Genomic DNA, 25,338 nt, shown 5'->3' on the forward strand with positions numbered 1-25,338 from the left:
AGGTGCCGCAGCATTCCTTGCCGAGGGGCACAACGCGAACCTCGGCAACTTCTGTGATGCAGACGGGCCACCCTGGGGAGTCAACGACCACACCGCGTTCACCGACGACGGGCAGGGGATCGTCGTCCAGCTTGTATTGGACGACCAGAGAAATCGCTCCCGTCGTCCGTCCGTCAAGGATCGCGCCCACGAGTGCGCCTCGCAGGGTGCCCGGAAACCCGTACTCTTCGACCAGTAGACCAGCAATTTCGTCCGGAGATGCCTGGGTCAGTTCCCGGCCGCCGGGCCCTTCAGGACGCTTCCGTCCGGCGGAATGCGCGGCTTAAGCGGTGTCCCGCACGCCGTCCGGCGCCGGACGTTCCTGGTGTCCAACCGGGCATTCGGCGCCGGCCGGAGTCGCGGGCTGTTCGACCGTGATGCCGTACAGCGCCTCGAGGGCGGCGACGTAGTCTTCCTGCTGGCCGTTGGCGGCGAGCTCACGCGCCCGGACCGTGGGGACGTGGAGCAGCTGCTTGACCATCCGGCGGAGCGCGAATTCGACTTCCTCGGCCGCGGCGGTGCAGCCGTGGCGGGCCCGGACCTTTTCCATTTCCGCGTCCAGCACGTTCATGGTGTGCCGGCGCAACGCGACGATGGCCGAGTCCACCGAGCGGGCCTCGCGTTCCTGCTCGAAGGCGCTGGCCGCACCGGCCACAATGCTGCTGGCCTGGGCCAGCGATTCGGCCTGTTCCTGCGGAGCCGCCAGCCGGACGGATTCCAGCGTGAGCAGCTCGACGCCGTCGAGTCCTCCAACGGCGGGATCAAAATCGTGGGTGAGGGCCAGGTCGATGGCGATCAGGGGCTGGGGCGAGGCCGCCCGGACCCTGGCCAGTTCCGCGGCCTCGACGCGGGTGTCAGCGCCGCTGCAGCCGATCATGACGTCGGCGGCGGCGACGGCCACCGGGAGGCTGTCGCCGTCCAGTGCGGTTCCGCCGCGGGTGGCGACAAAGCCGACGGCGCGGCCGGACGAGGAGTAGACGGATACATCCGTGCAGCCGCGCTCACGCAGCAGCGACATGGTGGCGCCGGCGTAGGCGCCGGTGCCGAACACCACGACCTTCTTGGCGGACCAGTCGGGGACCTCGGAGAGCTCGGTGGCGAGGTCCAGGGCGACGGAGACCACGGAGAGGCCGCGGGCGCCCAGGGCTGTCTGGGCTCCGACGTCCTTGGCGGTCTTCGACGCCGCCTGGAACAGCCGGACGAGGCCGGAACTGGCCGTGCCTTCGTGCTGGGCGGTGATGAGCGCCCGGCGCACCTGTCCGGCGATTTCGCGTTCGCCCACGACGGCGGAGTCCAGTCCGGAGCTGACCGAGAAGAGATGCTGCGTGACGTCCGCGCCGGTGCGGGTGCTGAAGGAACGCGCAACGAGCTGTTCATTGAGTCCGGTGGAGCCGCTGAGCTGGGCGATGAGGGCCGCGCGGGCGTTCTCGACATCGTCCGGGCGGGGCGCCTCACCGTAAATTTCGAAGCGGTTGCAGGTGGCAAGGACAATGGCACCCGCCACGGCCGGCGACCCGGCGAGGGCGGATGTGGCGAGCTCTGAAGCACCGGTGCTCAGTTGAGCAACGGTCTCGAGGTCGATGTCGGCGTGGGTCGCCACCAGAGAAAAAAGAACCACAGCAGGTCAATCATAGCTTTTTCGTCCCCGTGTAGAACAACTAGCCGGGGGTGTGACCGCACACGCCGGGCTGTGATTCCCGCCACCGTGCGGCCGCCGCCCGGGTCGGTGCCAGTGTCGTTGACAACCTGTCGTTATCTTTTGGGGCTGATTTTCGGCACAATCGAAGGCATGACTCCTCGCGCTGCGGCAACTCCTGAAATCTCCGGCCTCGACGCCGGGCACCCGCTGATGGACGGCCGCACCGCGGATTCCCCGCTGATTACCGCCTACCGCGGCGGCAAGCCCTCCCGCCGTCCGGTCTGGTTCATGCGCCAGGCCGGCCGCTCGCTGCCCGAGTACCTCAAGGTGCGCGAGGGGGTTGCCATGCTGGATTCCTGCCTGCGCCCCGAGCTGGCCTCCGAAATCACGCTGCAGCCGGTCCGCCGCCACGATGTCGACGCCGCCATTTTCTTCTCCGACATCGTCATCCCGCTCAAGCTGGCGGGAGTCGGCGTGGACATAGTCCCCGGCGTCGGTCCCGTGCTGGACAAGCCGGTCCGGACCGCGGCCGATGTTGCCGCCCTGCCCCAGCTGACCTGGGAGGCCCTTGAGCCCATCCGCGAAGCCGTCCGGCTCACCGTCGCCCAGCTGGGGAAGACCCCGCTTATCGGCTTTGCCGGTGCGCCGTTCACGCTCGCGGCATACATGGTTGAAGGGAAGCCGTCCCGCGACCACCTCGGCCCGCGCACCATGATGCACGCCGACCCGGAGACCTGGACCACCCTGGCTAAGTGGGCCGCTGATGCCTCCGGCATGTTCCTCCGCGCCCAGCTGGAAGCCGGCGCCTCCGCCGGACAGCTCTTCGACTCCTGGGCCGGCTCACTCGGCCTGGCGGACTACAAACGCTTCGTCGCCCCGGCCTCCGCGCGCGCCCTGGACCACGTCCGGGACCTCGGTGCTCCGCTGATCCACTTCGGCACCGGCACCTCGGAACTGCTCGTCGCCATGCGCGACGTCGGTGTCGACGTCGTCGGTGTCGACTACCGCCTGCCGCTCGACGAAGCCAACCGCAGGCTGGGCGGCACGGTCCCGCTGCAGGGCAACATCGACCCGGCGCTGCTGTCCGCGCCGTGGGAAGTGCTCGAAGCCCACGTCCGTGAAGTCATCGCGGCCGGTGCCTCGGCCCCCGGCCACGTGCTGAACCTGGGCCACGGCGTCCCGCCGGACACCGATCCGGCCGTGCTGACGCGCGTTGTCGAACTGATCCACTCGATTTCCCCGGAGTAGGCACATGCAGGCAGCCGGCAGCAGCGCTGCGGGGACCGCTGTGAAGCCCGCAGCGCAGACCGCCGTGGTGGTGGGCGGCGGAATTTCCGGCCTGCTCGCCGCCCGCGAGCTGGCCCGGGCCGGCGTCCGCACCACTGTCCTGGAGGCCTCCAGCGCGTGGGGCGGCTGCGTCGGCAGCCATGTGGTGGCCGGCCTGACCCTGGACAGCGGCGCCGAGTCCTTCGCCACCCGTTCTTCCGCGGTGGCGGACCTCGCCGCCGAACTGGACCTCACCGGGCAGATCGTTGCACCGGAGCCGGGAGGCGCCTGGGTCCAGTTGCCCGACGGACCGCGTGAACTTCCCCGCACCGGAGTCCTTGGTATCCCCGCCAACCCCTGGGACCCGGAAGTCCGCCGCTCTCTCGGCCTCCCCGGCTCGCTCCGGGCCTCGCTCGACAAGCTCCTGCCTGCCACCCTCGGGACCACGGCCGACGCCACGAGCGTCTCAGCCCTGGTCCGTGCGCGAATGGGGCGGCGCGTGCTCGAACGGCTGGTGGCACCTGTCGTCGGCGGGGTGCACTCCGCAGACCCGGACGTCCTCGACATCGACATGGTGGCACCGGGCCTGCGCGCCGGGATCCGGGAGCACGGCTCCCTCGCCGCCGCCGTCGCGGCTCAACGCCGCGGGGGAGGGGCCACCGCGGCACTGTCGCCCGGCGCCCCGCCGCCCGGGCTGCAGAAGGCCGGGTCCGCCGTCGCGGGACTGCGCGGCGGGATGCACACCCTCATCACCGCCCTGCTGGCCGAGCTGCGCCGCGAAGGCGTGACGCTGCTCCGCGGCACCAAGGCCGACACCGTGGAGCGCACAGCCGGCGGCTGGCGGGTCTCCTCCGTCGGCACCGCCCACGACGCCGGGTTGCTGGTGGTCGCCGTGGAAGGCCCGGCCGCCGTCGGACTCCTCGCCGGCGCCCTGCCAGAACTCACCGCCCGCCGCCCCGAGGCAGGACCCGACGTCAGCCTGGTCACCCTCGTGGTGGACCTGCCCCAGCTCGACGCCGCACCGCGCGGCACCGGCGTCCTGGTCGCGCCGCAAAGCCCGGGAATCCAGGCCAAGGCACTCACCCACGCCACCGCCAAATGGGAGTGGCTTGCAGACAAAGCCGGCCCCGGCACCCACGTTGTCCGATTGTCCTACGGGCGGGGCGACGCCCGGCACGGAGCCAGGGACCGGCCCGAGCCCCGCTCCGATGCGGAGCTGTTCGAGGCTGCCCTCAAGGACTCCACCGCGCTGCTTTCCGTCCCGATCACCGCCAGGGATGTGGTGGCTTGGGACGTCGTGCGCTGGGGCGGGGCACTGCCGTTCGCTTCGCTGGGGCATAAACGCCGGGTCGCGGAAGTGCGCAGCATCTGCGCGGCGGACGGCACACTGGCCGTGGTCGGCGGCTGGCTGTCCGGCAACGGCCTCGCGGCGATCGTGGCCGACACGCCGAAACAGGTCCGGCAGCTGCTCTCCTGAGCTGCGCCGGAGCCCCTGTCGTCCGGGCGCCAAAACCGCTGCCGGATACCCGGAAGCGAGGGGAACAGCAAATTTTCCAGGGCGTCCTCCGGCGGCTAGTGTCGATGACCATGGTTACTCACAGGTCCCACGTCCAAAAAACGCAGGCCGGTCACCATGGGGGACTTCGGCGCGGCACGGCAGCTGCAGCGCTCGGAGTGGTACTGGCTCTCTCATCAGGCGCGCCTGCCTCACAAGCAGCCACAGGCGTCGCCGCCTCTGGTTCAGTTTCTGCCGCAGTTCCCACAGCGACAGACTTGCTGTCCCTTGACCTCGGCGGCCTGGTTGACGGCCTGCTCGCACCCGCAAAGCAGGCCACGCCGAGTCCTTCGCCGTCGAGTCCCTCCCCGCAGCCCACCTCCACCTGGGAGCCGGACGATCCGGAGCCGAGCAGCTCCCCGAAGCAATCTCCCACGCAGCCCGGCACTCCCCAGCCCGTGGTACCTCCGGTCACCGCGGTTCCGGCGCCCACCGCTCCGGGAACGACCCCGCCGGCAGCGCCCGCGGTTCCGGTTCCCGGCCAGCCGGCTGCCGAGCCGGCCCCGGCCGGCGCAACGCAGACCGGCGACACCCAGACCGGCGAAGCCCCGGCTGCGAATACCGAGGCAGCGACCACGGCGTCCGCGGCACCGTCTAACCCGGCCACGGCCTCCCCGACAGCAACCGGTGGCCCCGCAACGGCGTCGGCCAAGCCCCGTTCCGGGAGCACCTCGATGGAAGCAACGTCGGTGCGGGAGCCCCTCGGACCGTCGCCGCTGCTCGGCCTGGGCATCGGCCTCGTTGTACTGTCTGTTGCCGCCGGCGTCGTGGTCCTGCGCATGCGCCGCGTCGGATAGTACCCGCGGTCCTGCCGTACACGGCGGCCCCTGCCCCAGCCAAATGTGAAATGAAGCACTTCTACGCACTGTAGAAGTGCTTCATTTCGACTTAGCTGAGGGGAAGGGGCAGACTGGTATCCATGAGCCACACTTCTGCCGAAACTGTCACTAAAACTGAATCAGCAAGCGAGGAATCAGCCGAGCAGTTCTTCACGCTCTGGACGGTTTTCAAGCGCTCCGCCGATGTCCTCCGCAGCGGCGATGCTGCTGAGGAGTACGAGGCCCTGATCGGGCGGCTGGCCGCAGCAGGTGTCGTGCACCGCGGCAGCTACGACGTCTCGGCGATGCGCGCCGACGCGGACATCATGGTCTGGCTGCACGGCCCCCAGCCGGAAGCCCTCCAGCGTGCCGTCCGCGACATCCGCCGCAGCAAACTGTTCGCGGGCACCGAGATTGCCTGGTCCGCCATGGCCGTGCACCGGGAAGCCGAGTTCGCCAAGAACCATACCCCCGCCTTCTCCCGCGGGGTGGAACCGGCAGAGTGGCTCTGTGTCTACCCCTTCGTGCGCTCCTACGAGTGGTACCTGCTTCCCGACGCCGAACGCGGCGCCATGCTCCGGGACCACGGCATGCTGGGCCGCGACTTCCCCCAGGTCATCTCCAACACGGTTTCCTCCTTCGCCCTGGGCGACTGGGAATGGATCCTCGCCCTGGAGGCCCCCGAGCTGGTGGACCTGGTGGACCTGATGCGCCACCTGCGCGCCACCGAAGCCCGCCACCACGTCCGCGAAGAAATCCCGTTCTACACCGGCCGCCGGGTGAGCGCATCCGAGATCGCCGAGGTCCTTTCATGAGCCCGCTGGATCCCCAGAACACTGCCACAGGCGAAACAGTCCTGAACGAGGTCACCGAAGCGGGCCGGATGGCCCCCAAGGACTACGACGCCGTGCTCCTCGCCTCCTTCGGCGGCCCCGAAGGCCAGGACGACGTCCTTCCGTTCCTGCGCAACGTCACCCGCGGCCGCGGTATCCCGGACGAGCGGCTCGAAGAGGTCTCGCACCACTACCGCGCCAACGGCGGCATCAGCCCGATCAACCAGCAGAACCGCGATCTCAAGGCCGGCATCGAAGCCGAACTCGCCGCCCGCGGGATCGAACTGCCGGTGTTCTGGGGCAACCGGAACTGGGCCCCGTACATCCCGAAGACCCTTCAGGACATCTACGACGCCGGGCACCGCAAGGTCCTCATGGTCACCACCAGCGCCTACTCCTGCTACTCCAGCTGCCGCCAGTACCGCGAGGACATCGGCGTCGCGCTGACCGACACCGGACTCGACGGGAAGCTCGAAGTGGACAAGGTCCGCCAGTACTTCGACCACCCCGGCTTCGTCGAGCCCTTCATCGAGGGCACCGCCAAGGGCCTCGCCGACGTCCGCGCCCAGCTGGCCGCGGACGGCACCCCCGACGCGCCGGTCCACATCCTGTTCGCCACCCACTCCATCCCCACCCGCGACGCCGAGGCCGCCGGCCGCTCCGACGCCGAACCGCGCCACTTCGAGGAAGACTCCGCCTACGTCGCGCAGCACCTGGCCTCCGGCACCGAGGTCATCCGCCGGGTGGAGGCCGAGACCGGCGACACCGCACCCTGGTCCCTCGTCTACCAGTCCCGCTCCGGGGCACCGCACGTGCCCTGGCTGGAACCCGACATCAACGACGCCATCGAAGAACTCGCCGGCCAGGGCGTCAAGGGCATCGTGATCGTCCCGCTCGGCTTCGTCAGCGACCACATGGAAGTGGTCTGGGACCTCGACACCGAGGCCCTGCAAACCTGCGCCACACTGGGCCTCGCCGCCACGCGGGTCCCCACGCCCGGGACGCACCGCAAGTTCGTGGGCGGCATTGTGGACCTGATCTGCGAGCGGACCGCCGCCAACAACATCGCCGACCGGCCGCACCTGACCGAGCTCGGGCCCTGGTTCGACATCTGCCGCCCGGGCTGCTGCGCCAACTTCCGCGGCGAAAAGCCCACCATTGCGGGCGCGGACACCACCATCGGCACCGGCCACGACCCCTACCCGGCGGCCGCCGGCACAACCGCTCCGGCGGGGGACCAGGACACGCCGTGACCGTGCGGATCGGAACACGCGCGAGCAAGCTCGCGCTCACGCAGACCCAGCAGACAGCGGACCAGCTGACCGCCGTCGGCGGCTTCCCGGTCGAACTGGTCCACATCCGGACCGACGGCGACGTCCTCACCGGATCGCTGTCCCAGATGGGCGGAACCGGCGTCTTCGTCGCTGCCCTGCGCGATGCCCTGCTGCAGGACAAATGCGATGTCGCGGTGCACTCGCTCAAGGACCTGCCCACCGGCGCAGCCCTCGGGCTGTCGCTTGCGGCCACGCCGAAACGCGTCGACGTCCGCGACGTGCTGTGCGCCCGCGACGGGCTCAAGCTCGCCGACCTGCCCGCCGGCGCCACTGTGGGCACGGGTTCCCCGCGGCGCGCAGCCCAGCTGCGGGCCGCCCGCCCGGACCTGGACATCCGCGACATCCGCGGCAACGTCGACACCCGGCTCGGCCGCGTTCCCGGACTGCCGGGCAACAGCACCGACGCCGTCGTCGACGGCAAGAGCTGCGACCTCGACGCCGTTGTGCTCGCCGCCGCCGGACTGCACCGGATCGGCAGGCTCGACGCCGTCAGCGAGTACCTCGAAACCGAGGTCATGCTGCCTGCCGCCGGGCAGGGTTCCCTCGCGATCGAGTGCCGCTCCGCCGATGCGCCGCGCAAGGCTGGATCCACCGAAGGCTCGCAGGGTGTGCTGGCGCAGGCCCTCGCCGCCCTCGACGACCCGGACACCCGGCTTGCCGTCACGGCCGAGCGGGCGCTCCTGGCCCGCCTGGAAGCCGGCTGCGCCGCGCCGGTGGGCGCCTACGCCTACCGCAAAGGCAGCCTGCTGCACCTTGAAGCCGTGGTCTGCGCCGTCGACGGAACTGCCACTGTCCGGGACAGGAAGGCCACCGACGGACTCACGGAGGTCGGCGCAACCCTGCTGGGGATCGAGCTCGCCGAAGTCCTGCTGGCCCGCGGGGCCGCTGACATCGCGGACCTGGCCGCATCCTGATCCGCAGAATTCTCCAGTTCATGGGACGGCACAGTGCCAGAAACCTCGACGCCCGCACCCCCGGTGCCCGCGACGTCCGGGTCACCGGCGAACAGGACGGCCAGGGCGGGCAGGGCGGCATGAGGGCGCCCGACGGCGCCCGGATCCTTGTCGCCCGCAGTCCTGACCGCGCGGCGGACCTTGTCAGCGCCCTGCGCGCCGTCGGCGCAGAGCCCCTGTTGCTGCCGCTGATTGACTTTGAGGTCGCCAGCGACCAGCACTCCCTGGATGTCGCGTTTGATGCCCTGGGCGCCGGTGCCTACAACTGGCTCGTGATCAGCAGTGTGACCACGGTCCAGGCGCTCGAGGCCAAAGCCGGCGAACGGGGAACCACCCTCAGCCGCTGGCTCCCGGGCAGCCTGCTGGTGGCCACGGTCGGGCCCGCCACACGCCGCTTCCTCGAATCCCGGGATGTCGCCGTCGATCTGGCGCCCAGGGGGCAGCAGTCCGGTGCGGGACTCCTCGACATCTGGCCCGAGCACCAGGGCAGCGTGCTCCTGCCGCAGGCCGACATCGCCGACCCCCGGCTCTGCCGCGGACTTCAGGCACGGGGCGCCTGCGTCCAGGCCGTGACCGCGTACCGCACCGTGGACTACCCGGCCGACCCGGGCCGGAGCCTTGCCGCTTGCCAGCCGGCAGCGCAGCCTGTCCCCGGGGCAGACCGGGACAGCGGAGCCGCCGTCCTGACCCTGGACCAGGCGAAAGCCGAAATCCGTGCCGGCCGGCTCGACGCCGTTGTTGCCGCTTCCCCCAGCGCTGCCCGGCGCATCCACGCGGACCTCGCCCCGCTGGGCGTCTGCCGCTTCGTCGCCATCGGACGGTCGACTGCCGCCGAGGCCGAGTCGCTCGGCCTCACGGTCGCCGCCGTTGCCGGGGAACCCACCGCCTCCGGCCTGGTTGCCGCCGTCGTCCGGTCCCTGGCAAGCCAGCCGTCCCCACCCCACCAGCCAGTCGCAGAGCCCACAGCAAAGGACACCATATGAGCTTCCCGACCCACCGTCCCCGCCGGCTGCGCACCACCCCGGCCATGCGCCGGCTGACGGCCGAGCACCGGCTCTCGGCCTCGGAGCTGATCCTGCCCGCCTTCATCCGTGAAGGCCTGGCCGAGCCGAACCCCATCGCCTCGATGCCCGGTGTGCAGCAGCACACCACTGACACCCTGAAGCGTGCCGCCAGCGAGGCAGTGGAACTCGGCGTCGGCGGCATTATGCTCTTTGGAATCCCCGCCGTCCGCGACGCCACCGGCACCGCCTCGCTGGACCCCGAGGGCGTGCTGAACAAGGCCATCCGGGACGTGAAGGCCGAGGTCGGCGACGAGTTGGTCATCATGAGCGACGTCTGCCTGGACGAATTCACCGACCACGGGCACTGCGGCGTCCTCGACGCCAACGGCTACGTGGACAACGACGCCACGCTGGAGATCTACGGCCGGATGGCCGTGGCCCAGGCCGAGGCCGGCGCCCACGTCCTTGGCCCGTCCGGGATGATGGACGGACAGATCGCCGTGATCCGGCAGGCCCTCGAGGACGCCGGCCACGCCAACACCGCCGTCGTCGCCTACGCCGCGAAATACGCCTCAGCGTTCTACGGGCCGTTCCGCGAAGCCGTCGATTCCCAGCTCACCGGCGACCGCCGCACCTACCAGATGGACGCCGCCAACCGCCGCGAAGCGATCCTCGAAGTGGAACTGGACCTCGAAGAAGGCGCCGACATGGTGATGGTCAAACCGGCCATGAGCTACCTCGACATCCTCGCCGACGTCGCCGCAATGAGCCCGGTGCCGGTCGCCGCCTACCAGATTTCCGGCGAGTACTCCATGATCGAGGCCGCCGCCGCCAACGGCTGGATCGACCGCCGGGCGGCCATCACCGAATCCGTGCTGGGCATCAAACGGGCCGGGGCCAACATGGTCCTGACCTACTGGGCCAGCGAACTCGCCGGCTGGCTGAAGGAGTCCTGATGAACACCGTGACAGCGACGGACCCCGCCTCCGCGTCGAACCCCACGGCCCCCGTGGGCCCGGGGCGCATCCTGCTCGGGCTGAACAGCTTCGGCGACGTCGGGGTCTTCCCTGACGGGCACCCCGTCCCACATGCCCAGGTGCTGCGGCAGCTGCTGGAACAGGCCGAACTCGCGGACGAGGTGGGGCTCCACGCCTTCGGCGTGGGGGAGCACCACCGCCGCGACTTCGCCGTCTCCGCCCCCGAGGTCTTCCTCGCCGCGGCGGCCGCCCGGACCAAACACATCCGGCTCGGCTCCGCTGTCACCGTGCTGAGCTCCGATGACCCCATCCGCGTCTTCCAGCGCTTCTCCACCGTGGACGCCATCTCGAACGGCCGGGCCGAGGTCATGCTGGGACGCGGCTCCTTTGTGGAGTCCTTCCCGCTCTTCGGCCTCGACCTGGCCGACTACGAGGTCCTGTTTGAGGAGAAGCTCGAGCTCTTCGACAAGGTCCGCGCCCAGGAGCCCATCCACTGGGAGGGCCGCACCCGCCCGGCCATCAACGGGCTCAGCGCGTACCCGCCGCTGGAACACCACCTGCTGCCCGCCTGGATCGGAGTCGGCGGAACCCCCGAATCGGTGCTGCGCTGCGCCGAATACGGCTACCCGATCATCTTCGCCATCATCGGCGGACAGCCCCGGTCCTTCGCCCCGCTGGCCAACCTCTACCGCGAGGCGATGGCCAAGTACGGCCACCCGATGCAGCAGATGGCCACGCATTCACCCGGCCACATTGCCGCCACCGACGAGGACGCGCGGGAGGAATTCTTCCCGCACTGGCTCGCCCAGCGCAACCTGATCGGCTCCGAGCGCGGCTGGGGTCCGGGCAACCGCGCCGAGTTTGACGCCATGTGCACCCCCGAGGGCGCCCTCTACGTGGGCTCCCCGGACACCGTCGCCGCGAAGATCGCCCTGCTGAAAAAGAACCTCGGCGTGGACCGCTTCGACCTCAAATACAGCAACGGGACCCTGCCGCACAAGGCGATGATGCGCTCGATCGAGCTGTTCGGCACCGAGGTGGCCCCACGGGTGGCTGCTTTGCTGGCCGGGGCTTCACCGCAGAACTGACCTGAAAGAATAGGAACCATGACTTCCAGCCACCCTCGCAACGAGGAACTCTTCGACCGCGCCCGCCAGCTGATGCCGGGCGGCGTCAACTCGCCGGTCCGCGCGTTCGGCTCCGTCGGCGGGACCCCGCGTTTTATGGTCTCCGCCAAGGGACCGTACCTGACTGACGCCGACGGCGCGGAGTACGTGGACCTGGTCTGCTCCTGGGGCCCGGCACTGCTGGGCCACGCGCACCCGGCCGTCCTCGCCGCCGTGCACGCCGCCGTTGACCGCGGGCTGTCCTTCGGCGCCTCGACACCGGATGAGGCCAACCTCGCGGCGATCGTCCAGGAGCGCGTCCCCGCCGCCGAACGGGTCCGGATGGTCTCCACCGGCACCGAGGCGACCATGACCGCCGTCCGGCTGGCCCGCGGCTTCACCGGCCGGAACCTCATCATCAAGTTTGCAGGCTGCTACCACGGCCACCTCGACGGGCTGCTCGCCGCCGCCGGCTCCGGACTGGCCACCCTGGCGCTGCCGGGCTCCGCCGGCGTCACGGCCGCCACCGCCGCCGAGACCCTCGTACTGCCCTACAACGACCTCGCCGCCGTCGAGGCCGCCTTCGCCAAGCACGGCGGGAACATCGCCGCCGTCATCACCGAGGCGGCCCCCGCCAACATGGGTGTCGTCACCCCGGGCGAGGGCTTCAACGCCGGCCTGTCCCGGATCACCCGCGAACACGGTGCCCTGCTGATCCTCGACGAGGTCCTCACGGGCTTCCGGACCGGCTACTCGGGCTACTGGGGACTCACCGGCGGCGCGGCCGGCGCCGCCCAGCCCTGGACTCCGGACCTGCTGACGTTTGGCAAGGTCATCGGCGGCGGAATGCCGACGGCGGCCCTCGCCGGCCGCGCGGACGTCATGGACTACCTCGCGCCCCTGGGCCCGGTTTACCAGGCCGGCACGCTGTCCGGCAACCCGGTGGCGATGGCCGCCGGCGTCGCGACCCTGACCCACGCCACCGAAGAGGTCTACTCCTTCGTGGACGCCCGCTCACTGGAGCTCTCCGCGGCACTGTCCGCGGCGCTGGAGTCCGCAGGGGTGGACCACTCGATCCAGCGGGCCGGGAACCTGTTCTCGGTGGCGTTCGGCACCTCCGCCCGCGGCGTGCACAACTACGACGACGCCCAGGGCCAGGAAGTGTTCCGCTATGCGCCGTTCTTCCACTCCATGCTGGACTCCGGGGTCTACCTGCCGCCGTCGGTCTTCGAGGCCTGGTTCCTGTCCGCCGCGCATGATGACGCCGCGATGAACCGGATCTTCGACGCCCTGCCCGCCGCTGCGAAGGCCGCGGCTGCCGCGAAGGCCTGACACCTAAGGCAGCAACAACGCGGCGGCCGTTCCGGCGTCGATAGTTAAAACACTTTGGGCACCCGCCGCGGCGGGTGCCCAAAGTTTTTAAGCTGCAGGTCTAGAGGACGTCCGAAAGGAAGCCCTGCAGGCGTCCCGTGCGCGGATCCGTGAAGATCTGTTCCGGCGGACCGGACTCCACGACGACGCCGGCGTCCATGAACGTGACGGTGTCCGAGACGTTGCGGGAGAACCCCATCTCGTGCGTCACCACCACCATGGTCATGCCGCCCTTGGCGAGGTCGGCCATCAGCGCCAGCACACCCTTGACGAGCTCCGGGTCGAGGGCCGAGGTGGCCTCGTCAAAGAACATGACTTCCGGCTTCATGGCCAGCGCCCGTGCGATCGCCACGCGCTGCTGCTGTCCGCCGGACAGGTTGGCCGGACGGGCGTCCGCCTTGTGCTTGAGCCCGACGAGGTCGAGCTGCTCCAGGGCTTCGGCCCGTGCCTGCTCGGCCGGGAGTTTCCGCAGCTTGCGCAACGCGAGGGAAACGTTCTCCACCACGGTCTTGTGCGGGAACAGGTTGAACTGCTGGAACACCATGCCGATGCGCTGGCGCAGTTCATCCGGGTTGTCCTCGAGGACTGACCGGCCGTCCAGCAGGATGTCGCCCTGGTCCGGCTCGATCAGCCGGTTCATGACCCGCAGCAGCGTGGACTTGCCGGAGCCGGAGGGGCCGATCACCGACGCGGTGGCGCCCTTCTCAACGTGGAGGTCGATGCCGCGGAGCACGTGATTGGCTCCGAAGGACAGGTGCAGGTTCTTGCCGGTCAGCGAGCCGGAGGCGAAGTCGCTCATGGCTGGGCTCCCTTCCCGATCAGGGCTGCGGCGTCGTCCGGCTGCTTCTTCTCCGGACGACCGGTGCGCAGTCGGTTGTCGATGTAGTTGACCAGGTGCGTGAGGGGGACCGTCAGCACGAGGTACATTGCAGCGGCAGCGATCAGCGGCGAGAGGTTTCCCGTGTTGGCTGCAGCGTCGTTGCCGATGCGGAAGATCTCCCGCTGGCTGGCGAGAAGGCCCAGCAGATAGATCAGGGACGAGTCCTTGATCAGCGAGATGAACTGGTTCACCAGGGCCGGGAGCACCCGGCGGATACCCTGTGGGATCACCACAAGGCGCATGGAGGAGTTGTAGCTGAACCCCAGCGCCCTGGACGCCTCAAGCTGTCCCTTTTCCACGCTCTGGATGCCTGACCGGAAGATCTCACCGATGTACGCCGACGCCATGAGCGTCAGCGCCAGGATGCCGAGCGGGAACGGGTTCGTGGAACCGGTCAGTTGCCGGATAACGGGCCCGAGCCCGATCCCGATCAGCAGGATGACGACGATCGCGGGCACGCCGCGGAAAATGTCCGTGTAGATCCTGGACAGCAACCGGAGCGCGGTGCTGCGGGACGTGCCCATAACGGCCAGGATCATGCCCAGGATGCACCCGAGCACGCCCGAGGAAACCGCAAGGATCAGCGTATTGGGCAGGCCGACCGTGAGCATGTTCGGGATGACAGCTGCCATCGCCTCCCAGTCAAAGAAGGTCTTTGCGAGTTGATCGAGTGCATCCATGGACTAGGATTTCGGGACGGTGACAGCCTTGGAACCGGGGGACCACTTGGCCGGGGTTTCGCGGTCCGGGTACCACTCCTTGGTCAGCTTGGACCAGGTCCCGTCGGCAATCACGGCGTCGAGGCCGGAGTTCAGCGCGTCGATGAGCGGCTGGTTTTCCTTGTTGACGGCGTAGGCGGTGAAGTTCTGGGTGTTCACGACGGACTCGGCGATGACCGTGCCGTCGCCTTCCTTGACCTGGCCGGTGGCCTGCTGGGACGGAGCGACCCAGGCGTCGACCTGCCCATTCTTCAGGTTCGCGTAGGCCGTGTTGTAGTCCTCAAAGCGGACGGGCTCGATCTGCAGCGTGTTGGTGACGTAGTCGTCCTGCACGGTGCCCTGGACGACCGCGATGCGGGTGTCCTTGGTCAGGTCCTTGAAACCCTTGATCTTGTCGTCCTTCTTGGCGACAACCGCCATGTAGCCGAAGTCGTAGCCGTTGGTGAATCCCACCGTCTTGCGGCGGGCGTCCGTGGTGGAGATCGAGGAAGAGCCCAGGTCGAACTGCTTGTTCTGGACCTGGGAGAGCAGGGAAGCGAAGCCGGTCGCCTTGAACTCGACCTTGAGGCCAAGCTTTTCCGCGATGGCGCGCAGGAGCTCATTGTCGTAGCCGGTGAACTTGCCCGACGGGTCGATGAAAATGTTCGGCGGGGCGTCCGAGAGGGTTCCGACGGTGATGGTTCCCTCGCTCAGGAGGCCGAGCTTGGACTTGTCGATCTTGTCCAGGGGGGTGACGTCCTTGGTCGTGTACTTGTCCAGCGACGTCTGGTCGCTGCCGGCCAGGGCATCGGTCGGTGACGCGGACGATTGCGCTGATCCGCCGCCGCAGGCCGCCAGGGAGACGGCAACGGCGATCGCCACAGGAACAGTAGTCAGCCACTTCATGGCTTTGGATTTCATCACGCAATCACTTTCGTCGGAAGTTAGTGGGTCGCGGGGGGAGGAACATCGTGCCCCGGCTCAGGGCTTGGGCGCCCCAGGGGGCAGGCAAGCCGCAAAATATAATTGTGTCACTTGACCCGGCGGCCGATTCAAATCGAATTAGTGCTCGGTCCGGATTGCTGGCGCCGAATTTGTTTCACGCGCGCAGCGCACAGCCCCGGTATCTGAGCAATGCAGGCCGGGTGCAACGGAACGAATGGCTGGGGCAGGTGTGGCCGCTGGGCAGCCCTTGCGGTGTGAGTTCCGTCGCAATCGCTGGAATTGCGGGTGCCGGAGGGCTAGTTATCGGCGTCGCGCTACCTAAGGTTTCGTTTTAAGAAGTCCTGGCGGCCTAGAAGTCGCCGCGGCTGGCGTCCTCGGGCGGCAGCACCGGCCAGTCGCCCTCAATCACGGCGGCAGGCTTGGTCTTGCGCAGGTAGGTCTGGAAATCCGAGGCCTGGGCGGAGGCCCACTCGATCTGGAGCTGGTGCAGGTGGCTCGCCGGCATCCGAAGCTTGGGGAACTTCCCTGCCATGGCGTCGAGCATGCGCAGGGTGGCGAGGGCATCGGCTGCCGAGGTGTGGGCGTTGTCCAGGTTGACCCCGTATTCCTCGCAAAGGGCGGTGAGGGTGCGCTTGCCCTTTCGGTACCGGTCCACCTGCTTGTTCATGATGTACGGATCCAGCACGGGGAAACGGCTCAGTTGCGGTACGCCGTAGCGGGCCGATTCGGCGGCGAGCACTGTGAAGTCGTAGCTGGCGTTGAAGGCGATGACCGGGACCCCGGTGTCGAAGAGCTCCTGGAGCACTGCGGCGACCTCCCGCGTCACTTCCGCGGCAGGGCGGCCCTCGCTGCGGGCCCGCTCAGTGGTGACGCCATGGATGTCGCTGGCCTCGGTGGGGATCTCGACCCCCGGATCGGCGAGCCATTCGTGCTCCTTGATAACTCCGCCGTCCGAGTCCACCACGGTGATGGACGCCGTGACAATCCGCGCGGCGCGTGAGTTCCGCCCGGTGGTTTCAAGGTCGAAGGCTGCGCGGGGGAGGGTGTTCCAGGTGCTCATGCTTCAACGCTACCTGCTGCCGCCGACAGAACTGCGCCACCCCCGGCCGCTAGGCTTGTGTCATGAGGATGGAGTACGTGGAGGCGGTGCTGGACGTGGTGGCACTGATCCCGGCCGGCTCCGCAGTGGCCTACGGCGACATCGCCGAGCTCCTCGGTTCCGGCGGCGCCCGGCAGATCGGTTCCGTCATGAGCCACCACGGCAGCGCGGTGCCCTGGTGGCGGGTCCTGAAGGCCAGCGGTGACGCACCTCCGGGACATGAACGTGAGGCCCTCACCCGGTACCTCCTGGAAGGCACTCCGTTGCTGGGAAATTACGCCGGGTACCTTCACAGCGGCGGGGGGCGCTGGCGCGTGGACCTGACGGCGGCCCGCTGGGCACCGAGCGACGGTGAGTTCGACCGGATCGACGCGGTGGCAGAGCGGCTGGAACGCACCTTGCGCAAACTGTCGGTCCCTGATGATGAAATGACTGTGTGAGCCTCCCCAGCAAGAACCCCGAGTCCCGCCAGCCCACATCAACACTTCGCCTGCTCCCGCCCCGGACGCTGCACAACGCGGTCCCCGTGCTGACGGCGGACCAGCTCGCCGCCGTCGACGTCCCGCACGGTTCCGGTCCGGTCCTTATCCCCGGAGCCCCGGGGACCGGCAAGTCGACCGTGCTCGTCGAAGCCGCCGTCCGGCGCGCGCAGCGGGACGGACTCGATCCGGAACGGATGCTCATCCTCGCCCCCGGACGGCTCGCCGCCGATTCGCTCCGGGACCGCTTCACCGCGCGGCTGGACCGCAGTTTGAGTACGACGCCGGCCCGCACCTGGGCGTCGTACGCCTTCGACCTGATCCGGCGTGCCAAGGCGGAGGGGATCCTGCCGCTGCCGCGCCCGCCGAAACTGCTGTCCGGCCCGGAACAGGACCTCATCATCAAGGAACTGCTCGAAGGCCACTCGCAGCCCGGACTCGAGCTGCCCTGGCCGGAGGACCTGGGCGCTGCCCTGCAGACCCGCGGCTTCCGGCAGGAAGTCCGCCAGCTCTTTGACCGGATCATCGAATCCGGGCGGACCGCCGGGGACCTTGTGGTCCTCGCCCGGCGCTGCCACCGCCCGGACTGGGTTGCCGCGGCCGCACTGTATGCGGAGTACCGCGACGTGCTGGACCTGCGCATGCCGGAATCCTTCGACCCGGCCGGCATCATCACCGCAGCCCGGCAGATTTTCCAGGACGAGCCGGATTTCCTTGCCGCCGAACGCGACAGGCTCCAGCTGATCCTCGTGGACGACATGCAGGAAGCCAATCCGGCCGTATTCGAACTGCTCGCGGACATCGCGGCGGGCAAGGAGGCGTTTATCACCTCATCGCCGGACACCGTGGTGCAGGGCTTCCGCGGCGCCCGCCCGGACCTCGTGGCCGAGCTTCCCCGGTTGCTGGCCCCCGCCGGAGGCACCGTCCTGGAGCGGCCGCTCCGGACCGCGCACCGCCATGCCCCCGCTCTCGCGGACGCCTGGCTCTCCGTCGCCGGACGGATCTCCAGCCGCGCCGGCGGGCAGGCCGCGCGCCGCCTCGAACAGCCCCAGCCCCACCCCCACGCTCAGGATCCGGCCCGGACTCCTGCCCCGGAATCGTCCGACGGAGCCGTCGAAGCGCACCTTCTGCCCTCGCCGGTGCACGAGCTGCGCTACGTGGCGCAGCGGATCCTCGAAGCCCAGCTCAATGACGGCCGCGAACTCGGTGACATCGCCGTGATCGTGCGCAACGGCGGCCAGCTGAGCCAGCTGCAGCGCTACCTCGCCGGCCAGGGCATTCCGGTCCGGATCCCGGTGGCTGAATCCGCGGTCCGGGACGAGGTCGCCGTCCGGCCCCTGCTGGATGCCTATGCGGTGGCCCTGGATCCGGCTGCGCTGGGCCCCGAGGCAGCGGTGGCACTGCTGACCTCGCGGATCGGCGGATCCACCGCGATCGAGCTGCGGCGCCTGCGCCAGTCCCTGCGCCGGGAGGAGCTCCTGGGCGGCGGGGGCCGCACCAGCGACGTGCTCCTCGTGGAGGCCCTGCTGGAACCGGGCGGGCTGGCGACCCTCGGCATCGAAGGACAGTCCGCACGCCGGATTGCCCGGATGATCCGGGCCGGCCGGGACGCAGCCCAGGCGCCCGGCGGCAACGCCGAAACGGTGCTGTGGGCGCTCTGGAACTCCACCGGCCTGGCCTCGCGCTGGACCGACGCGGCGCTGGCCGGGGGATCGGCCGGGGCCCGGGCGGACCGGGACCTCGATGCCATGATGGCCCTCTTCCACACCGCCGAGCGCTTCGTGGACCAGCTGCCCGGTTCGGGGCCCGAGCAGTTCCTCGAGTACCTGCTCAGCCAGGAACTCCCGATGGACACCCTCGCCGCACGGGCCCAGCTGGAGGACGCCGTCGAACTCATGACGCCGGCCAGCGCAGCCGGCCGCGAATGGCCCGTGGTCATCGTCCCCGGCCTGCAGGAAGGCGTGTGGCCCAACACGAGGCTCCGCGGCGAACTGCTCGGCAGCACGCTGTTCGCGGACGCCGTCGAACACGGCGTGGAATATGCCCTGCAGCTGGATCCCCTGAGCAGGCTGCGCGAGATCCGCTATGACGAGCTCCGCAGCTTCTCCACCGCGGTGTCCCGGGCGAAAGAGATGCTGATCTGCACCGCCGTGTCCTCCGAGGACGAACAGCCGTCGTCGTTCCTGGATTACGTGGCGCCGCTGGGCCCGGACCAGGACCGGCGCGGCTTCACACCGGTGGAGCGCCCGCTCACCCTGCGCGCGCTCGTCGCCGAACTGCGCCAGTACGCCCAGCTCGACGCCGGAATCCCCGAAGCGATGGAAGCCAGCGCCGTCCTTGGCGCACTGGCTGCGGCGGAGCCCCGCGTGCCCGGCGCGCACCCCGCGAGCTGGTGGGGCCTTGCCCCGCTGTCCACGGACGAACCCGTCGTTCCGCCGGGCGGCACCGTTTATGTCTCGCCGTCGAAGGTGGAGACCGTGCAGAAATCGCCGCTGGACTGGTTCGTCCAGGCCGCCGGCGGGGAGGCCGCCACCGACTTTGCGCGCAGCCTGGGCACCCTCGTCCATGCCATCGCGCAGGACCTGCCCGATGCCTCCGGCAGCGAATACGTGGCGGAACTTGTCCGGCGCTGGCCCGCGCTCGGAATGAAGGACAACTGGGAGGGCAAGCTCGACTTCCAGCGCGCCGAAACCATGGTCCGCAAGCTCGCCCAGTACGTGCTGGTGATGCGCAGCGAAGGCCGGTCCCTGGCCGGCGTGGAGGTGGACTTCGAAGTCAAACTCCCGGACGTTGTGGCACCCGCCGGAGGCGCTGGCGAACCCTGGCCGGCCCGGCCGGCCGTGCTGCGCGGCCAGGTCGACCGGCTCGAGATCGACGCCGAGGGCCGGCTGGTCGTTGTGGACCTCAAGACCGGCAAGCGGCAGCCCGGCAAAGCCGACCTCGAGCGGCATCCGCAACTGGGCGCCTACCAGGCGGCAGTCCTGGCCGGAGGCTTCGCCGGTCCCGACGACGGCCCGCCGCCGCTGCCGGGCGGGGCCGTCCTGGCCCAGCTCGGCACCACCACCAAGAGCCCGGGCATCCAGGCCCAGCCGCCGCTGGATCCCGCCGGGAACTGGGCACTGGACATGGTCGGCGATGCCGCCCTGGTCATGTCCGGAAACACCTTTGAGGCCCGGCACGATCCTTCAAAGGGCGGCCACGGCGGCCACGGCTGCCGCCTTCCCGAAGTCTGCCCGCTGTGCCTGCGGGGAAAGCAGGTTACCGAATGAGCACCGAAACAACCCATCCCGTCGTCCTTCCCGCCGCGCGGTTTACCCCCGAGGAGCTCTCCGCCATGCTCGGGGAGAAGAACAGCCCCACCGCCGAACAGTCGCACATCATTTCCTCGCCACTGTCACCCCGGCTCGTCATTGCCGGTGCCGGCTCGGGCAAGACCGCCACCATGGCCGACCGCGTGGTCTGGCTGGTCGCCAACGGCTGGGTCCGGCCGGAGGAAGTCCTCGGTGTGACCTTCACCCGCAAGGCCGCCGGGGAGCTGGCCACCCGCATCCGCGCCAAGCTGTCCGCGCTGCAGCGCATCGCCGCGGCCGACACCCAGAACCAGGTGTTCCCCGCCGGGCTGCTCAGCGCCGACGCGCTCGAACCCAAGGTCTCCACCTACCACTCCTACGCCAGCGGCATCGTGTCCGACTACGGTCTCCGGCTCGGCGTCGAACGCGACGTCGTGCTGCTCGGCGGCGCCCAGTCCTTCCAGCTCGCCAGCGAGGTCGTGGAAGCCTTCGACGGCGACTACGAACACTTCCGGTCCGCCAAATCCACCCTGGTCAAGGCCGTAATCCAGCTCGCCGGCGAGTGCGCTGAGCATCTCCAGGACCCGGCCGGGGTCCGCCGCTGGCTGCTGGACCGGGTGGCCGAGTTCGAGGCGCTGCCCTACCTGGCCACCGCCAAAAAGAATCCCAGCCAGGCCGTGGGCGAACTCAGCGGCCTGCTGCGCACACGGGCCAGCGTCGCCGAGATGGTGGGACGCTACACGGACGCCAAGCGCGCCCGCGGTGCCCTCGACTTCGGCGATCTCGTGGCCCTCGCCGCCCGCGTCGCCAACGAGATCCCGGTCGCCGCGGAAACCGAACGCCAGCGCTACAAAGTGGTGCTGCTCGATGAATTCCAGGACACGTCACATGCCCAGCTGGTCCTCTTCTCCCGGCTGTTCGGCGACGGCCACGCGGTCACGGCGGTAGGGGATCCCAACCAGTCCATCTATGGCTTCCGCGGCGCCTCCGCCGGCCAGCTTTTCCACTTCGTCCGCGAATTTCCGGTGCGGCTCGGGACCGGCGACGTCGCTCCCGACGCCGACGCCGACGCCGAGAGCACTGCGCGCTTCGCCGTCGCGCCGACGTCGTACCTCACCACAGCGTGGCGCAACGGCCGGAACATCCTCTCTGCCGCCAACGTCATTTCGGCGCCGCTCAGCAAGGCCGCGGCGCACACCGGCCCGGCCGGTGAGCGGGACACTGCCGGCGGCGTCGAGGTTCCGCCGCTGCAGCCCAGCCCGGCCGCGGTCCAGGGCCGCGTGGTGATGGGCCGCTTTGGCACCGATGAGGACGAGGCCGCGGCGATCGCAGGCGACGTGTTGAAGTTCCGGGTGACCGACTTTTCCGGGTCGCCAGCGGAGCCTGAGCCGCCCGCCATGGCGGTGCTGTGCCGACGGCGTGCCCAGATGGAATGTATCCGCCGCGAATTCGAGGTGCGCGGAATCCCGTATGAGATTGTCGGCCTCGGCGGTCTGCTGGACACCCCCGAGATCGTCGACCTGGTTGCGACCCTCCGGGTGCTGGCCGATCCGGGCCGGTCCGATTCGCTGATGCGCCTGCTGGCCGGGGCGCGCTGGCGGATCGGGCCCGCGGACCTGATGGCGCTGCGGGATTGGTCCAGCTTCCTCGCCCGGCGCCGCGGCCGCCCCGGCAGCACAGACGACGACGCCGCTGACGCCGGAGATGACGACGTGCCCGCGGCGGTGATCGAGGGCGACCTCACGGACGCCGCCAGCCTCGTCGAAGCCCTCGACTGGCTGCCGCGCGAGGGCTGGACTTCCGCGCACGGCCGCCAGCTCAGCGCTGAAGCCCTGGAGCGGCTCCACCGGCTCTCGGCGGAACTCCGGCAACTGCGCGGCTATATGGGCGATGACCTCACCACCCTGCTCGGCGAGGTGGAGCGGGCGATGCTCCTGGATATCGAAGTCGCGGCCCGGCCCGGGATCAGCATTCATCAGGCCCGCCGCAACCTGGATGCCTTCCAGGACGCTGCTGCCGGGTTCCTGCACACTTCCCAGCGGGTCGACGTGCTCGCTTTCCTGGCTTGGCTGGAGGCCGCGGCCGCCGAGGAGAACGGCCTGGATGCGGCTGCGCCGGAAGTGAACCATGAAGCAGTCCAGCTCCTGACCGTGCATGCCTCCAAGGGCCTGGAATGGGATGTGGTGTTCGTGCCCGGGCTCAACGCCGGGGCTTTCCCGAGCAGCCGGGATTCGCGCTGGAGCAGCGGCAGCGCCGCACTGCCCTGGCCGCTGCGCGGGGACCGCGCGGACCTGCCGCAATGGGACCTCGAACACCCGGACCAAAAAGGGTGGCTCGACGCCGAGAAGGAGTTCAAGTCCGCCGTGCAGGTCCACGGCGAGGCGGAGGAGCGGAGGCTCGCGTATGTGGCCTACACCCGGGCCAAACACGTGCTCTGGGTTTCCAGCGCCGCCTGGGTGGGCTCGCGCGCCGGGCTCGCGGACATGTCGCCCTTCCTGGCCGGACTCGAGGTGCTGGTTGCCGACGGCGCTGCCGGGATCCACCCGCTGTCCGTCAGCGAGGAATCACTGCCGGAGGAGAGCCCGCTGACCTCGGAATTGGAGGTCGCGGGGTGGCCGTATGATCCCCTGGAAGGGCCGGTCGATCCCCGCACGGGAGCGCGGCTGCGGCTGGTGCCCGGCCGGCGGGCGGCCATGCAGTCTGCCGCGGAACGGGTGTTGCAGTCCCTGGACACGGACGTGGTGCTGGAGGCCGCAGGGCCGGCCGCCGCCGATGCCGCAACTGGTGCCGGCGCGGCCGGGCCGGCAAGGCGCATGCCTTTGCGCGGCCCGGCCGGCGGTTGGGCGAACGAGGCAGCAACCTTGCTGGAACGCCGCTCGCGCCGGACCACGGTGCAGGATGTGCACCTGCCGGGCCATATTTCCGCGTCCACGCTGGTGGATCTCGAGGATGACGCCGGCTCCGTCGTCGCCCGGCTGCGGCGTCCGGTCCCGCGGGAACCGGGGATGTCCGCCCGCAAGGGCACCGCCTTCCATGCCTGGGTGGAGGAGTACTTCGGTGCCGCCGGCATGCTGGACCTGGGGGAGGCGGCAGGCTCGGACGACCACATCGACGCGGCCTACGGTCTGGACAGCATGGTGGAAACGTTCCGCCAGTCCGAGTGGGCCAACCGCGCCCCGGCCCACGTTGAAGTTCCGGTGGAGACGCGGATCGGTGACGTCGTGGTCCGCGGCCGGATCGACGCCGTCTTCCGTGATGCCGACGGCGGCTGGGACCTGGTGGACTGGAAGACCGGCCGCCGGCCGTCCGCTGCCCAGCTGAAGACCAAAGCCGTCCAGCTGGCTGTGTACCGGCTGGCCTGGGCCCGGCTCAAGGACGTCCCGCTGGACCAGGTCCGGGCGGCGTTTTACTACGTGGCTGACAACCAGGTGGTGCGGCCGCACGATCTGGGCTCAGCGGAACGGCTCGAACAGATCGTCGCCGCGGCCCTGGGGACCGGCTAGGGGGACTTCGCCTCGACCACCGTGAGCGCGGTCGTCGAGGTGTCTTCTGCCGGGCCGGTCCCGGCCGCCTGGACGACGGCGATCGACTGGGTTGAGGTCTCGGCCGCTGCGCCTTCCTCGGCGGCCGGTTCGTCGGCAGCCCGTTCGCCGTCGGGGATCGCAGTCACGGAGACGCTGGAGACTCTGCTGTTCGCAGGCCCACCGCCCGCGGCGGCACTGTCCCCACCCTGTGAACCGTCAGCGGTCCCCAGGGGGATCGGCGACACGTGGACGGCGGGCATCGCGGTGCTGGAGGGAACCGCTGCAGGCCCGGAGGCCGCGTCGGTGGCCAACAGGGTCACCTTGCTCACGGCCGGCAGAGGCACATCCTCCGGACCCGTGGCCTGCGGAGCCTGGCCAGTTGTAGCGTCCGGAGCCGGCTGGGGGAGCGGCTCAACGCTGATCGGCTGGCCGCCGTGTTCCGCGACGTCTTCGGCGAGTGCGGTGAGCATGGACTCGGCCTCGCCGATCATGTCCGTGTTCCCGGCGGCGATGCCCTTGACGAGGTACTGCGCCAGGGCGAATTCGGCGGAGAGCGCCGCACGCCGCAGCAGGTGCGCGTCGGGCACGTCGCGCCGCGACGAGGTGTAGTGCGCCAGCACGGCGTCCACGAAGTCCTGGTCGTTGGACGCGACCAGCCAGGCCATATCGTCAGCCGGGTCGCCGATCCGCAGATCAGTCCAGCCGGTCACGGCGGTCACACGGTCGCCGTCGACCAGCAGGTTGTCCTCGTGGAGGTCCCCGTGGACCACGCACGGATTGAAGCGCCACAGGGAGACGTCCTCAAGGGCGTGTTCCCAGCGGCGGAGCAGCAGCGGCGGAATCTTGCCGGTGGTCGCGGCCTGGTCCAGTTCGTTGAGGCGGCGCTGGCGGAACTCATTGGGGGTGTAGCTCGGCAGGTCGGCGTTGCTGACCAGCGAGTGGGGCAAGTCGTGGATGGCGGCGAGGGCCGCGCCGATTTCGCGGGCCACGGCAGGTGCTGCGGCGCCGAGTTCCTCGACCGACCGGGTCGAGCCGGCCAGGTGGGAGTAGACGAACGTACTCAGCGGACCCTGCCGTACGGTCCCGGCCACGGTGGGCATCAGGAAGGGAAGCTCGGCGCGGATGCCGGGGACGAAGGCGCGCAGCACCAGGAATTCCGTTTCCAGCCGGGCGCTGGCCTCGGCGTGGCGCGGCGAGCGGACGCGCCAGCGCTTGCCTTCGGAGTCCAGCAGGAGAGCCGAATCGAAGTCAGCCGGATCGTCGGGCGCAGAGCTGACGGCGGTTGGGGTCAGCCCGGGGACCGCCGCGGTTGCCACAGCTGCCAGTTCGATTGGTTTTCTTCTCACTGTTCCACGGTAGATTGAGCGGCGCCCAAGACGGCGATGCACCACGGCGAGTCTGAAAGATCGGGAATAATTTGCGGCAATGCGATGCCCTGCCGGGCTGTGCCGTAACGCCGGCCGCGGGGGCGGGTGTGGATGCCCACACACGCCGGGGAAAAATGTGAATTGTCAGCGGGAGTCAGTAC

General features: G+C 69.7%; 19 protein-coding genes. 13 read left to right on the forward strand and 6 right to left on the reverse strand.

What is annotated here, in order from left to right:
* Positions 1-322 precede the first annotated feature (322 nt).
* Positions 323-1,657 carry a glutamyl-tRNA reductase gene (locus tag GXK59_RS04065; protein WP_160664583.1) on the reverse strand — a complete coding sequence of 445 codons (1,335 nt, stop codon included), beginning with the start codon at positions 1,655-1,657 and terminating at the stop codon, positions 323-325.
* Positions 1,658-1,828: 171 nt separating this feature from the next.
* Between GXK59_RS04065 and hemE the strand changes: the two genes are divergently transcribed.
* The 10 genes from hemE (at position 1,829) to hemL (ending at position 12,856) form a co-directional block, all read left to right on the forward strand.
* Positions 1,829-2,926, forward strand: a complete 1,098-nt coding sequence (hemE, locus tag GXK59_RS04070; protein ID WP_160664585.1) for a uroporphyrinogen decarboxylase — start codon at positions 1,829-1,831, stop codon at positions 2,924-2,926.
* Between the two features lie 4 nt (positions 2,927-2,930).
* On the forward strand, positions 2,931-4,421 hold the full coding sequence (gene hemG / locus GXK59_RS04075) for a protoporphyrinogen oxidase (protein WP_160664587.1): 1,491 nt from the start codon (positions 2,931-2,933) through the stop codon (positions 4,419-4,421).
* Between the two features lie 296 nt (positions 4,422-4,717).
* Positions 4,718-5,296: a hypothetical protein gene (locus GXK59_RS04080; RefSeq protein ID WP_160664589.1), complete on the forward strand. Its 579-nt coding sequence runs from the start codon at positions 4,718-4,720 to the stop codon at positions 5,294-5,296.
* A 122-nt stretch (positions 5,297-5,418) separates the two neighbouring features.
* A complete protein-coding gene (gene hemQ, locus GXK59_RS04085) occupies positions 5,419-6,132 on the forward strand; it encodes a hydrogen peroxide-dependent heme synthase (protein ID WP_160664591.1) in 714 nt (237 codons plus the stop codon).
* On the forward strand, positions 6,129-7,403 hold the full coding sequence (locus GXK59_RS04090) for a ferrochelatase (protein ID WP_160664593.1): 1,275 nt from the start codon (positions 6,129-6,131) through the stop codon (positions 7,401-7,403). Before hemQ ends, GXK59_RS04090 begins: the two co-directional genes overlap by 4 nt.
* Positions 7,400-8,398: a hydroxymethylbilane synthase gene (hemC, locus tag GXK59_RS04095; RefSeq protein ID WP_160664595.1), complete on the forward strand. Its 999-nt coding sequence runs from the start codon at positions 7,400-7,402 to the stop codon at positions 8,396-8,398. The genes GXK59_RS04090 and hemC overlap by 4 nt, the downstream gene beginning before the upstream one ends.
* 20 nt (positions 8,399-8,418) lie before the next feature.
* Complete coding sequence (locus tag GXK59_RS04100) at positions 8,419-9,420, forward strand: uroporphyrinogen-III synthase (protein ID WP_443094259.1); 1,002 nt, start codon at positions 8,419-8,421, stop codon at positions 9,418-9,420.
* The gene (gene hemB, locus GXK59_RS04105; RefSeq protein ID WP_160664597.1) at positions 9,417-10,397 is read left to right on the forward strand and encodes a porphobilinogen synthase; all 981 of its coding nucleotides are present in this window, start codon (positions 9,417-9,419) and stop codon (positions 10,395-10,397) included. Before GXK59_RS04100 ends, hemB begins: the two co-directional genes overlap by 4 nt.
* Positions 10,397-11,506 (forward strand): LLM class flavin-dependent oxidoreductase, encoded by a 1,110-nt coding sequence (locus tag GXK59_RS04110; protein WP_160664599.1) that lies wholly within the window; start codon positions 10,397-10,399, stop codon positions 11,504-11,506. Before hemB ends, GXK59_RS04110 begins: the two co-directional genes overlap by 1 nt.
* Before the next feature lie 18 nt (positions 11,507-11,524).
* Positions 11,525-12,856 (forward strand): glutamate-1-semialdehyde 2,1-aminomutase, encoded by a 1,332-nt coding sequence (gene hemL, locus GXK59_RS04115; protein WP_160664601.1) that lies wholly within the window; start codon positions 11,525-11,527, stop codon positions 12,854-12,856.
* Positions 12,857-12,956: 100 nt separating this feature from the next.
* On the opposite strand, the gene GXK59_RS04120 is transcribed toward hemL, so the two are convergent.
* The 4 genes from GXK59_RS04120 to GXK59_RS04135 all read right to left on the reverse strand — a co-directional run bounded on the left by GXK59_RS04120 (position 12,957) and on the right by GXK59_RS04135 (position 16,478).
* A complete protein-coding gene (locus GXK59_RS04120; protein WP_160664603.1) occupies positions 12,957-13,694 on the reverse strand; it encodes an amino acid ABC transporter ATP-binding protein in 738 nt (245 codons plus the stop codon).
* A complete protein-coding gene (locus GXK59_RS04125) occupies positions 13,691-14,455 on the reverse strand; it encodes an amino acid ABC transporter permease (RefSeq protein ID WP_024366481.1) in 765 nt (254 codons plus the stop codon). The genes GXK59_RS04120 and GXK59_RS04125 overlap by 4 nt, the downstream gene beginning before the upstream one ends.
* A gap of 3 nt (positions 14,456-14,458) precedes the next feature.
* The gene (locus GXK59_RS04130; protein ID WP_160668979.1) at positions 14,459-15,394 is read right to left on the reverse strand and encodes an ABC transporter substrate-binding protein; all 936 of its coding nucleotides are present in this window, start codon (positions 15,392-15,394) and stop codon (positions 14,459-14,461) included.
* Positions 15,395-15,767: 373 nt separating this feature from the next.
* A complete protein-coding gene (locus GXK59_RS04135) occupies positions 15,768-16,478 on the reverse strand; it encodes a 3'-5' exonuclease (RefSeq protein ID WP_160664605.1) in 711 nt (236 codons plus the stop codon).
* Positions 16,479-16,540: 62 nt separating this feature from the next.
* On the opposite strand from GXK59_RS04135, the gene GXK59_RS04140 reads away from it, so the two are divergent.
* The 3 genes from GXK59_RS04140 to GXK59_RS04150 are packed head-to-tail and all read left to right on the forward strand — an operon-like array spanning position 16,541 to position 23,789.
* Entirely contained in the window at positions 16,541-16,957 is a 417-nt protein-coding gene (locus GXK59_RS04140; protein WP_160664607.1) for an MGMT family protein, read from the forward strand.
* Positions 16,954-20,265 carry an ATP-dependent helicase gene (locus GXK59_RS04145; protein ID WP_160664609.1) on the forward strand — a complete coding sequence of 1,104 codons (3,312 nt, stop codon included), beginning with the start codon at positions 16,954-16,956 and terminating at the stop codon, positions 20,263-20,265. The genes GXK59_RS04140 and GXK59_RS04145 overlap by 4 nt, the downstream gene beginning before the upstream one ends.
* Positions 20,262-23,789 (forward strand): ATP-dependent helicase, encoded by a 3,528-nt coding sequence (locus GXK59_RS04150; protein WP_160664611.1) that lies wholly within the window; start codon positions 20,262-20,264, stop codon positions 23,787-23,789. Before GXK59_RS04145 ends, GXK59_RS04150 begins: the two co-directional genes overlap by 4 nt.
* On the opposite strand, the gene GXK59_RS04155 is transcribed toward GXK59_RS04150, so the two are convergent.
* Entirely contained in the window at positions 23,786-25,156 is a 1,371-nt protein-coding gene (locus GXK59_RS04155) for a macrolide 2'-phosphotransferase (RefSeq protein WP_160664613.1), read from the reverse strand. The genes GXK59_RS04150 and GXK59_RS04155 overlap by 4 nt on opposite strands.
* Positions 25,157-25,338: the final 182 nt, after the last annotated feature.

Origin of the sequence: Pseudarthrobacter sp. ATCC 49987 (assembly GCF_009928425.1) — a bacterium.
Lineage (GTDB): Bacteria > Actinomycetota > Actinomycetes > Actinomycetales > Micrococcaceae > Arthrobacter.

Bases quoted from the DNA above. Each gene is read 5' to 3' on its own strand.
- hemE (WP_160664585.1), top strand. From the start codon at position 1,829: ATGACTCCTCGCGCTGCGGCAACTCCTGAAATCTCCGGCCTCGACGCC.
- hemG (WP_160664587.1), top strand. From the start codon at position 2,931: ATGCAGGCAGCCGGCAGCAGCGCTGCGGGGACCGCTGTGAAGCCCGCA.
- hemQ (WP_160664591.1), top strand. From the start codon at position 5,419: ATGAGCCACACTTCTGCCGAAACTGTCACTAAAACTGAATCAGCAAGC.
- GXK59_RS04090 (WP_160664593.1), top strand. From the start codon at position 6,129: ATGAGCCCGCTGGATCCCCAGAACACTGCCACAGGCGAAACAGTCCTG.
- GXK59_RS04100 (WP_443094259.1), top strand. From the start codon at position 8,419: ATGGGACGGCACAGTGCCAGAAACCTCGACGCCCGCACCCCCGGTGCC.
- hemB (WP_160664597.1), top strand. From the start codon at position 9,417: ATGAGCTTCCCGACCCACCGTCCCCGCCGGCTGCGCACCACCCCGGCC.
- GXK59_RS04110 (WP_160664599.1), top strand. From the start codon at position 10,397: ATGAACACCGTGACAGCGACGGACCCCGCCTCCGCGTCGAACCCCACG.
- hemL (WP_160664601.1), top strand. From the start codon at position 11,525: ATGACTTCCAGCCACCCTCGCAACGAGGAACTCTTCGACCGCGCCCGC.
- GXK59_RS04120 (WP_160664603.1), bottom strand. From the start codon at position 13,694: ATGAGCGACTTCGCCTCCGGCTCGCTGACCGGCAAGAACCTGCACCTG.
- GXK59_RS04125 (WP_024366481.1), bottom strand. From the start codon at position 14,455: ATGGATGCACTCGATCAACTCGCAAAGACCTTCTTTGACTGGGAGGCG.
- GXK59_RS04130 (WP_160668979.1), bottom strand. From the start codon at position 15,394: ATGAAATCCAAAGCCATGAAGTGGCTGACTACTGTTCCTGTGGCGATC.
- GXK59_RS04135 (WP_160664605.1), bottom strand. From the start codon at position 16,478: ATGAGCACCTGGAACACCCTCCCCCGCGCAGCCTTCGACCTTGAAACC.
- GXK59_RS04140 (WP_160664607.1), top strand. From the start codon at position 16,541: ATGAGGATGGAGTACGTGGAGGCGGTGCTGGACGTGGTGGCACTGATC.
- GXK59_RS04150 (WP_160664611.1), top strand. From the start codon at position 20,262: ATGAGCACCGAAACAACCCATCCCGTCGTCCTTCCCGCCGCGCGGTTT.